9 protein-coding genes and 1 riboswitch are annotated in these 9,826 nt (G+C 66.2%); of the genes, 8 read left to right on the top strand and 1 reads right to left on the bottom strand.

The genetic code is table 11. The features are described 5' to 3' along the window. Nucleotides 1-51: 51 nt before the first annotated feature. From AB0305_RS21435 to AB0305_RS21405, 7 genes are all read left to right on the top strand, one after another. On the top strand, nt 52-480 hold the full coding sequence (locus AB0305_RS21435; protein ID WP_364138872.1) for a hypothetical protein: 429 nt from the start codon (nt 52-54) through the stop codon (nt 478-480). A gap of 69 nt (nt 481-549) precedes the next feature. Further along, entirely contained in the window at nt 550-825 is a 276-nt protein-coding gene (locus tag AB0305_RS21430; protein WP_364138870.1) for a hypothetical protein, read from the top strand. A 395-nt stretch (nt 826-1,220) separates the two neighbouring features. Further along, a complete protein-coding gene (locus AB0305_RS21425) occupies nt 1,221-1,580 on the top strand; it encodes a twin-arginine translocase TatA/TatE family subunit (protein WP_364138869.1) in 360 nt (119 codons plus the stop codon). A gap of 375 nt (nt 1,581-1,955) precedes the next feature. Continuing rightward, a riboswitch (M-box (ykoK) riboswitch) is annotated at nt 1,956-2,139 on the top strand. A gap of 238 nt (nt 2,140-2,377) precedes the next feature. Beyond that, nucleotides 2,378-4,114, top strand: coding sequence for an ABC transporter permease subunit (locus tag AB0305_RS21420; RefSeq protein WP_364138867.1), 1,737 nt, complete (start codon nt 2,378-2,380; stop codon nt 4,112-4,114). A 50-nt stretch (nt 4,115-4,164) separates the two neighbouring features. After that, the gene (locus AB0305_RS21415) at nt 4,165-5,538 is read left to right on the top strand and encodes a nitrate/sulfonate/bicarbonate ABC transporter ATP-binding protein (protein ID WP_364138865.1); all 1,374 of its coding nucleotides are present in this window, start codon (nt 4,165-4,167) and stop codon (nt 5,536-5,538) included. Then, nucleotides 5,535-5,900 carry a hypothetical protein gene (locus tag AB0305_RS21410; RefSeq protein ID WP_364138864.1) on the top strand — a complete coding sequence of 122 codons (366 nt, stop codon included), beginning with the start codon at nt 5,535-5,537 and terminating at the stop codon, nt 5,898-5,900. The genes AB0305_RS21415 and AB0305_RS21410 overlap by 4 nt, the downstream gene beginning before the upstream one ends. A gap of 162 nt (nt 5,901-6,062) precedes the next feature. Next, nucleotides 6,063-7,490, top strand: coding sequence for an LCP family protein (locus AB0305_RS21405; protein ID WP_364138998.1), 1,428 nt, complete (start codon nt 6,063-6,065; stop codon nt 7,488-7,490). A gap of 209 nt (nt 7,491-7,699) precedes the next feature. On the opposite strand, the gene AB0305_RS21400 is transcribed toward AB0305_RS21405, so the two are convergent. Next, complete coding sequence (locus AB0305_RS21400; protein WP_364138863.1) at nt 7,700-9,067, bottom strand: FtsW/RodA/SpoVE family cell cycle protein; 1,368 nt, start codon at nt 9,065-9,067, stop codon at nt 7,700-7,702. Nucleotides 9,068-9,287: 220 nt separating this feature from the next. On the opposite strand from AB0305_RS21400, the gene AB0305_RS21395 reads away from it, so the two are divergent. Further along, nucleotides 9,288-9,826, top strand: a 539-nt coding sequence (locus tag AB0305_RS21395; RefSeq protein ID WP_364138862.1) for an FtsW/RodA/SpoVE family cell cycle protein, incomplete at its 3' end; no start/stop codon positions are given.

The following is a 9,826-nucleotide window of genomic DNA, read 5'->3' as shown; positions in this document are numbered from 1 at the left end:
TCACCTGAGCCGCCCCACCCACCGAATCCTTGGGCAAAAAGGAGCAACACCATGAACGCAATCACCAAAAAGACGGTGACCACGCAGGACACCAACGAAACCATCGACGGCGTGACCGTCCTCGGCGACTACCACCTCAACGGCGGCTACGAGTGGATTGACCTGATCGGCGAACACGGCTGGGCCGTCATCCCCGTGTGGGGTGCTGACGGCTGGGACCTGGGCAACTGGCCCTACGTCATGGTCGCCGCGACCCGCACCGCCGACGAGATCGGGAACCTGTTCGGCGTCGCCACCTACTGCGAGGGCGACGTGACCTGCACCTACTACCGGACCAAAGCCCGCCAGTGGGACGCGATCACCGAGCAGGCCTTCTACCACTGGAAGAACGGACAGGCCCACGGCCCGGACGACCTGCCCGAAGCCGCCGCGGAACTCCCGTCCCGCTACCGGATGCCCTTCCGGCCCACCGCCGCTTAAACCACCGCCCACAGCCTGCCGGGCGGACACCGCCCGGCAGGCCCCCAAACCTCTTAGGAGCCAAGAACCATGACCACCGGCAAAAGCATCACCGAAAACCCGGCCCAGACCGTGGTGTTCCTCGAAACCCTGGCCGCCATCGTGCAGAAGTCCCCCGTGGCCTACAGCGCCGACGCGGCCGCCGACCTCGCCGCCCACATCCGCGGCATGGCCGAAGCCGTGACCACCGAGGCCCGCGTAGACCCGGGAATCCTCGACACCACCCGCCAGTACGCCGCACTGGACTGGCACAACAAAATCGTGGCCGTCCTCTTCGCCGCCGAACATCGCCCCGGACTCCACTAACCACGGCACGGCGGGCCGGACCAACCACAGAGTCCCGGCCCGCCCCCGGGGTCGGGCGGTCCGCCGCACGTGGCCGGGGAGCGTCGGTGGTCGCCGGCGGCGGACCGCCATTCACGGCCACGTCCCGGCCCTGGTCCCGCATCGGCCCGGCCCGTCAGGGCAGGTAGCCGGCAACGCGGGGGAGTGGTGCAACAGACCGGGGGAAGAGCATGCTCGCAGTGCTCGCACCCAAGCGGTCGTCCGCTGGCGCGTTCGCGCTTAGAAAGCTGGCGCCAACAAAACCGACAGTGCCGACGCCGCTGCCGGGGACGGTACGCCGGGGGATGCATTAGTACGCCGGGATCGCTGTTTCGTATCCCTGATCTTCCCGGGCCCCGGCGCTTTACGATTAACCCATGTTCGGTATCGGTGCAGAGAAGTTCTTTGTTCTGCTCATCATCGGGATTTTCGTGTTGGGGCCTGAACGAATCCCAAGTTACGCTGCACAGCTTGGCCGGCTCGTCAGGGAAGTGCGCCGAATGGCATCTGGCGCGCAAGAGCAGCTGCGCCAGGAGCTCGGGGACGACTTCGATGACGTGAAGTGGGGAGCGCTGGACCCCCGGCAGTACGACCCGCGCCGCATCATCCGCGAAGCCCTCACGGAGAACCCCGTACCCGAGACCCCGACGGTTAGGGCAGCAACAGCGGTTCCCCGGCCTGCCATCGAACGCCTCGCCGCTGGACACGCTGCTCCCTTCGATTCCGAATCGACTTGATCCCGCCGCTCCCGCCACCGGCCGGCGTGCTGATGCTCGACGATAAGGGCAGTGGGGTGCAGGAGTTGGACAGAGCGCTCCGGGCGACCGCGGTTTGGTGGCTAATCCGGGACTTGGAAGGACCTGAGCTCACCGCCCTCAGGAGGGCGGGCACCGCACGGTGTCGGCCGTTTCCATGACTGAGAAGTGGTCCGCGCGAATCGCCATGGAACGTCGGGCGGGAACCATCGATGGGGACCACCGAGCGCCTCGGAGATAAGCCTCCTCGCCACTGACGTCCGCGTTCGGCCGTTGAAGCGCGTGGCGTTAAGGTTCCGTTAAAGGACCCCGGGGAAGTTGGTGTGGCCTGCTGACGGGGCATAAGGTCAGTGCGTCGCAACACCTTGTTCGGTGAGGCTTCTGCATGGACACAGGCCACTGACCCTTCCTGTCGAAAGACACTCCCGGTCAGGACAGGTCTCCCCGGATTAAGGGGTGACCCCAAGTGGCTTCCCGTCGGCGTTAGGCCGGGTATGGGATTACGCCGTGCAGTGCCAAAGCTCTGACGAGGAGGTGTTAGAAGTCACCGGGCCAGTCTGTCGGGGGCTTTGCTCCTTGTTGCGCCGTGAACGGTGACTGATGGTTGCCTGCGGCCGGTGCCGCAGGTCGAGCGGGAGGAGGTGAGGGTGTGAAACCCGGGCCCCATAGATGCGTTTCTCTCCAACCCCTTTCTTCTCTTCCCCCCGTCGGATGAACGTCTGCCCTGCCTGAACAGGTGACATGCGTTTCCGTCGGCTTGTGTTTGCCCGGAGTCCGTCATGTCCTTATTTCGTTCCTTTCCCGGCGCCGGTGTCCTGCGCCGGCCGGCCCTTCGCTGGGTTGACCTGCTCGTCGGCGCTGCGGTACTGGTGCTGTTGTTCCTTCTGGTGCGGCTGAGCCCCTCGCTGAACACCCCCTTCGAGGTTGGATCGGCCCCCACCGAGGTTTCGACCGACCCGGCCGAGCTGCCCTATTACGCTGCCCGGTCCCTGCTGCGGATGTTCATCGCGCTAGGCGCAAGTGTGCTGTTCACCTTCGTTTACGCGACCGCTGCGGCGCGGATCCCACGCGCGGAGAAGGTCCTGCTGCCGGTGCTGGACATCCTGCAGTCCGTTCCGATCCTGGGCTTCCTCTCGGTGACCGTCACAGGGTTCATCGCCCTTTTCCCGCACTCCATGCTCGGACTCGAATGCGCTTCGATCTTTGCGATCTTCACATCCCAGGCCTGGAACATGGCCTTCGCGTTCTACTACGCCCTGGTCAGCCAGCCCAGGGAATTGGACGAAGCTGCCCGGTTGATGCGGCTGACGAAGTGGCAACGGTTCTGGAAGCTGGACGTCCCGGCCGGCATGATCCCGCTGGTATGGAACGGGATGATGAGCTTCGGCGGCGGCTGGTTTTTCCTCGCAGCCTCGGAGGCCATCTCGGTCAACAACCAGGCCTACGCCCTGCCCGGTGTCGGCGCGTACGTTGCCGCCGCGGTTGAACAGGGCCAGCTGGACCGGGTCTGGTGGGCCATCCTGGCCATGGCCGTGATGGTGCTGGGAACCAATTTCCTGTTCTGGCGCCCCCTGGTGGCGTGGTCGGAGAAGTTCCGGCAGGAAGAGACCTCCGCCGCTGAGAAACCGCGAAGCCTCGTCCTGGAGACCCTGCGCCGTTCCGTCCTCCCGCACGCCTTCGCCCGCGCTGCAGCCCCCGTAGGGCGGGCCTTGGACACCCTGACACGTCCGTTCGGGCTGGCCGAACACCCCCTGCACACCCCTGTGCTGGTCCGCCGCGGAACGGACGCGCTCTTCACCGCTGCCATTGGCGCGGTGGTGATCTTCGGCGCATGGCATGCCTTCGTGTTCATTCAGGACAGCGCCGGACTGGGCGCGTTCGGTGAAGCGTTCGCCCTTGGCGCCGTGACCTTCGCCCGGGTCGCCGTGATTCTGGTCGCGGCGACATTGATCTGGGTACCGGTCGGGGTCTGGATCGGGATGAACCCCCGCATCAGCCGCCTTGCACAGCCGCTCGTGCAGCTGCTGGCCAGTTTCCCGGCGAACTTCCTCTTCCCTTTCATCATCGCGTTCTTCGTCGCCAGCCATATCAGCCTCGATCTCGGCGGGATCGTACTGATGTCCCTGGGCGCCCAGTGGTACATCCTCTTCAACGTCATCGCAGGCGCCAGCGCGATCCCGACCGACCTGCGCCAGGCGATGGACAGCTTCGGAGTGCCCCGGCGGCAACGGTGGCGGCGGCTGATACTGCCTGCCATTTTCCCCTCCTACGTCACCGGCGGCATCACCGCCGCCGGCGGCGCCTGGAACGCCTCGATCGTGGCTGAAATCGTCACCTACAACCACCAGACCCTCACAGCGACAGGCCTCGGGTCCTACATCGCGGACGCCACCGGAACCGGAGACATGGCCAAGGTCCTGGTCGGGGTCATCGTCATGTCCGTCTACGTCGTGGGACTGAACCGCCTGTTCTGGCGCCGTCTCTACCGGCTGGCCGAAACCCGGTTCTCCCTCTAGCACCCGGCCCCGTTTCCAAACTCCACTTCCCGCAGCCCCAGGAGGCTTCGATGACCAACACACCCAAGACCAGTCCCGGCAGCGAGCTGGTGACCGTCGAGAACGTCGGAATGACCTTCGCAACAGACGGCGGATCCCTCACCGTTCTCGAGAACGTCAGCCTGACCCTGCACGAAGGGGAAATCGTGGCGCTCCTTGGCCGCAGCGGATCCGGCAAATCCACCCTGCTGCGCTGCATCGCCGGGCTCACCGCCCCCACCACCGGTGCAGTGAGATACAAGGGGACGGTCCTGAACGGTGCGAACCCCGGCGTGGCCATGGTCTTCCAGTCCTTCGCCTTACTGCCCTGGCTCACCGTGCAGGAAAACGTCGAACTCGGCCTCGAAGCCCGGGCCGTCCCGGCAGCCGAGCGCCGCGAACGTGCCCTGCGCGCGATCGACCTGATTGGCCTGGACGGCTTCGAATCCGCCTATCCCAAAGAACTCTCCGGCGGCATGCGCCAGCGCGTCGGCTTCGCCCGCGCCCTCGTGGTCGAACCCGATGCCCTGCTGATGGACGAACCATTCTCCGCCCTGGACGTCCTGACCAGCGAAAACCTCCGCGGAGAGCTGCTGCGCCTGTGGGCCGAAGGAGACATCCCGACCCGGACCGCCCTGATCGTCACCCACAACATCGAAGAAGCCATCCAACTCGCGGACCGCGTCATCGTCCTGGACTCCAACCCCGGACGGATCAAAGCCGAACTGCCCATCACCTTGCCGCAGCCCCGCGACAGGCGCAGCCCGGAATTCGAGGCCCTCGTCGACGAGGTCTACAGCATCCTCACCGGCCAGCCCAGCGCCGCCCGCCAGCCTGCCCCGCCTGCATCGTCAACGTCACCGTTCGGAGCTGAAGGCAGCGAATTCGACATCGCGCTGCCCCCGGCCAGCACCGGTGAACTCGGCGGCCTCCTCGAACTCCTCGCCGCACGCGGCGGCCAGGAAGGCCTGGCCGAAATCGCCGACGAACTCCGCTACGAACTCGATGACCTCCTGCCACTGGTCGACGCCGCCCACATGCTCAAACTCGCCTACGCCCGCAACGGCCGGTTGCACCTGAGTGAACAAGGACGCAGGTACGCCGCCGCTGACCTTCTGCGCGCCAAGGAACAATTCGCGACCCTCGCCGTCGAACAGGCACCCCTCGTGCGCAACATCGTCAGGATCCTGCGCCGAAGCGAGAACGGGGCCATCCGCTCCGAAACAATCCTCAATGATCTCCGCCGCCACTTCAGCGATGCTGACGCCCAAGCCCAACTGGACACCGCCATCGACTGGGGCCGGTACGGGGAACTCTACGAATACGACGCGGACTCGGACCGCATCCTTCTCCCTACCCACCCCGACGCGGCCATGGCAGGCCAAACCACAGGAGCCTCCGCATGAATCAGAACAACATCGACGCCCTCGCAAAAGCAACGGAACAGTTCGACAAGGCAGTCGAGATCCTCGCGACCGGCGTCGGCCACATCCAACAACGCCTCGCCGAGGCGGCCACCCGCAGCCGCCTGGACGAGAAAGCGAGCCTGAACCCCGCGCTCCCGCCGGATATATACGCCCTGCAGCAGGATCTTCTGGCCGCCATGAACACGGCACAGGACTCAGAACGGGGATCCGCCGCGGCCAGCGCGGGGGCACTCACCGACGATCAATGCATCATCCTCGGCCGCCGCATCCTCACAGCGTCCCGGACACTGTCCGAACTGGTCCGAAGCCAGTCGCCACGGACCGACGGAAGCGGAGGATAAATCCGGTGACTGGTTTTGCAGGATTTTCCGTAGTCAGGCAGTTACAGGGTTCCCCTAGAAAGCGTGGCCAAAGTGAGTCATAAGTTGCCGGAGCCGGGGTCCGGAAAGACCCCTTCTGTTCCGTACCCCGGTTATGGAACCCTGGTCGAGGGTAGCCGCGCTCTGGCGGTGCGGCGCCGACGTCCGTGGCTGAAGATTGCCGGCATCACCGCGGCCGTGCTTCTGGTGGGTGTGGTCGCGTTCGGCGGCTACTGGCTCTGGCGGCTCCAGTCCAACGTCAGCACCTCGGCGCTCGGCGCCGGCGGGGTCCGCACCGAGGGCCCGGTCAACGACAGCACGGACCGGTTGCAGATCCTGGTCCTCGGCAGCGACACCCGCAGCGGCAAGAACGGCCAATACGGGTCGACCGCGGACTCCTCCGGGTATGGCCAGTCGGATGTGATGATGATGCTGGACATCTCGGCGGACAACAACCACGTCAACGTCGTCAGTTTCCCGCGCGACCTGCTGGTGGACGTGCCCGCCTGCAAGGACAGCGCCACGAACGAACAGCATCCCGCCCGTTCGGGCGCCATGATCAATTCCGCGATGGCGGAGGCCGGCATCGGTTGCGCGGTGGATACCGTCAACAAGCTCACCGGCCTGGAAGTGGATCACTTCATGATGGCCGACTTCAACGCCGTGAAGGAACTCTCCAACACCGTCGGCGGCGTCGACGTCTGTGTCAATGCCGCGGTCTCGGACCCCGACTCCGGCCTGAATCTGCCCAAGGGCACCTCCCAGGTCCAGGGCGAACAGGCGCTGGCTTTCCTGCGGACCCGTCATGGTTTTGCTGACGGCGGGGATCTCGGCCGAATCAAGGCCCAGCAGTCCTTCCTGGCGTCCCTGACCCGGAAACTGAAGGACGACGGCACGCTCAGCGACCCGACAAAGGTGCTCAGCATCGCGGACACCATGACCAAGAACCTCACGGTCGACGACGGCCTCGCGTCGGTCCCGACCATGCTCACCCTCGCCAACCGGTTAAAGAACATCGACCCGGCCAAGGTCAACTTCATCACCGTTCCGACCGTCCCGGCCCCGTCGGATCCCAACCGCCTGGCCCTGGACGAGCCGGCGGCGGACAACTTTTTCGCCGCCCTCCGCCGCAGCCCGGACCTGTCCCAGCCCGCCCCGGCCTCCGCGGCGCCGGAGACCTCCAGCGCCCCGGCCGCCCCGGCCTATAACAAGGCACTGCAGCCGGTCACCGTGGCCAACGGCACCAACGTTGCCAGCCGCGGCAACGAGATCGGCACGATCCTCTCCGATGCCGGGTTCACGAAGCTCTCCCGCATCCCCGCCCAGGCGCGCCAGCAGACCATGGTCTACTACGGTGCCGGGTTCGAGGACGTGGCCGCCGACGTGGCAGCACTCTTCGGCCTGCCGGCCTCCAGCGTGCAGCAGGTCCCCGGGGTGCAGGGCGTTCAGCTCTACGCCGGCGAGGACTTCGCCACCGGTTCCAAGCCCGCGGCGCCGCCGTCCGAAGCCGGTGGTGTCGTTGCCCAAACGGCGAGCGATCAAACCTGCCAGGCCGCGAACTCCGGCGGCTAAGCCGCCTGTATTCTCACGATCGACAATCTTCGAGGTCCGGCGATGCCTTCCGTGCTACAGCAGCCTTGTCGCCCCCTAACTGGAATGAACCCGCCGCGGCTTGTCCTAGTTCCCGAAGACAGTCCGTGGAATTTGTACGTTCCTCCTGGCAACGGTCCCGACCCGGCGGCCGTCTACGGCGCCTCCGATTCGAAAGAATTCTTTAGGGGTTAGTTGCTTTGGTGCGTGAGGGTGGGCTGCGCTTCGAGGACTGGGAGATCGGGCCTGCGGGCCGCGTCGCTGATCCGCAGGAGCAGCGCGACGATGATCCAGTTGGCCAGCAGGGAGGACCCGCCCGCCGAGAGGAAGGGCGTGGTCAACCCGGTCAGGGGGATCAGCCGGGTCACGCCGCCCATGATGATGAAGCACTGGAGCGCCATCGCGAAGGAGAGCCCGGCGGCGAGGAGTTTCCCGAACGGGTCGCGGGTGCCGAGGGCGGCGCGGAAGCCTCGGGTGAACAGCGCGAGGTAGAGGGCCACGATGGCGAAGAGTCCAACCAGGCCCAGTTCCTCGCCCAGGGAAGCGATGATCATGTCGCTGTTGGCGAAGGGGACCAGGTCCGGGCGCCCAAGCCCCAGCCCCGTCCCGACCAGACCGCCGTCGGCCATTCCGAAGAGGCCTTGGACGATCTGGGAACTGCCGCCGGGAAAACGTCCGTAGACGTTCGGGTCAAAGGCGTTGGCCCACGCGTCGATCCGGAGCCGGACGTGGGGAAAGATGGTGGCCGTCGCGTAGCCGCCGACGCCCATGAGGACGAGCCCCAGGAGCAGCCAGGACGCCCTGCTGGTGGCGACGTAGATCATCACCATGAACAGGCCGAAGAACAGGATGGACATGCCCAGGTCGTGCTGGAAGACCAGGACGCCGACGGCGACGACCCACGCGGCGACCATGGGGCCCAGGTCCTTGAAGCGCGGGAACCGCAGGGGGCCGATCTTCCGTCCGGCCAGGAGGATCAGGTCGCGGTTCGTGGACAGGTAGCCGGCGAAGAAGATACCGAGGGTGATCTTGACGATCTCCCCGGGCTGGAACTGCAGCGGCCCCAGCCGGATCCAGACGTTGGCGCCGTTGATGTCGCCGGCGGAGACACCGGGGATCAGGGGCAGGACCAGCAGCACCGCGCTGACGGCCAAGGCAATATAGGTGTAGCGCCGCAGCAGCCGGTGATCCTTCAGGAACCACAGGACCGCGGCCGCGACAATGACCGAGACGACGGTCCACTTCAACTGGTTCCCGCCGGCATCCGCCCCCGTGGGCGTGTCCAGGCTCTGGATGACCGCAATGCCGATGCCGTTCAGCGCGACGACGGCGGGCAGGATCACCGGATCCGCGTAGCTTGCGCGGATCCTCAGGACCACGTGGAACACGACGGCGAGGGCGGTCAACGTCGCGGCCTGCAACCAGAAACCGGGCGGCAGCGCCTGGCCGCGGTCCAGGCTGACCAGCGCTCCGGCGCCCACGCCGATCGTCAGGGCGACGAGGAGCAGCAGGGCCTCGACGTTTCGGCGGGGCGTCGCAGCCAGGGTGGGTGTGCTCATTGCTCGTCTTCCTCGGGGGCGCGGTCCGTATCCTGCCGCGGCTGGGCACGGCGACCGTAGGAGCACAATATGATGATCCGCTGTTAAAAGCCCGGGAGTTTCCCGGTCCGCGGCGCGCTCGAGCTACCGTGCGGCCGCACTTGGATAGTGTCCGTGTTCGGCGCCGCGTCGGGTGAGACACGACGTCCCGATGGGCCGGCACGAACCAAGGAGAGCAGCGATGGGCACCCTGAGTAAGGTGAGGGACATCCTCATCAGGACACCGCATCCGCGACCTGTACGCACCGGGCAGGAGCCCGGCCGAATCCGCACCTGGATCGGGGAAGACTCCTCGGACCGGCAGCGTCCCATCATCCTGGCCGTGGTGCTGACGCTCGCCGCCATCGGGCTGGTGGAGGTGGCCTCCGCCTCCTCCGTGGAATCCGTTGCCGCCGGCGCGAACCCATACGACCTGCCGTTGAAACAGGGGATGTGGACCATCGCCGGGGTTGTCGTTATGCTCGCGCTGGCCCGGCTATCGGAGCGGCACATCCGGAAGCTTGCCTGGCCCATGCTCATCACCGCGGTGCTATCCCTCGTTCTGGTGTTCACGCCGCTGGGTATGACGGTCAACGGCAACCGCAACTGGCTTAGCGTGGGAGGTTTCACCGCTCAGCCGTCCGAGTTCGCCAAGCTCGCCCTCATCGTCTGGGCCGCCGACATCCTGACCCGCAAGCAGAAGCTCCTCGGCCAGTGGAAACACGCCGTCGTCCCCCTGCT

The organism is Arthrobacter sp. NPDC080086 (assembly GCF_040702285.1).
This window is presented reverse-complemented; position numbering and strand designations above follow the sequence as displayed.

Bases quoted from the DNA above. Each gene is read 5' to 3' on its own strand.
- AB0305_RS21425 (WP_364138869.1), top strand. From the start codon at position 1,221: ATGTTCGGTATCGGTGCAGAGAAGTTCTTTGTTCTGCTCATCATCGGG.
- AB0305_RS21400 (WP_364138863.1), bottom strand. From the start codon at position 9,067: ATGAGCACACCCACCCTGGCTGCGACGCCCCGCCGAAACGTCGAGGCC.
- AB0305_RS21415 (WP_364138865.1), top strand. From the start codon at position 4,165: ATGACCAACACACCCAAGACCAGTCCCGGCAGCGAGCTGGTGACCGTC.
- AB0305_RS21435 (WP_364138872.1), top strand. From the start codon at position 52: ATGAACGCAATCACCAAAAAGACGGTGACCACGCAGGACACCAACGAA.
- AB0305_RS21410 (WP_364138864.1), top strand. From the start codon at position 5,535: ATGAATCAGAACAACATCGACGCCCTCGCAAAAGCAACGGAACAGTTC.
- AB0305_RS21420 (WP_364138867.1), top strand. From the start codon at position 2,378: ATGTCCTTATTTCGTTCCTTTCCCGGCGCCGGTGTCCTGCGCCGGCCG.
- AB0305_RS21430 (WP_364138870.1), top strand. From the start codon at position 550: ATGACCACCGGCAAAAGCATCACCGAAAACCCGGCCCAGACCGTGGTG.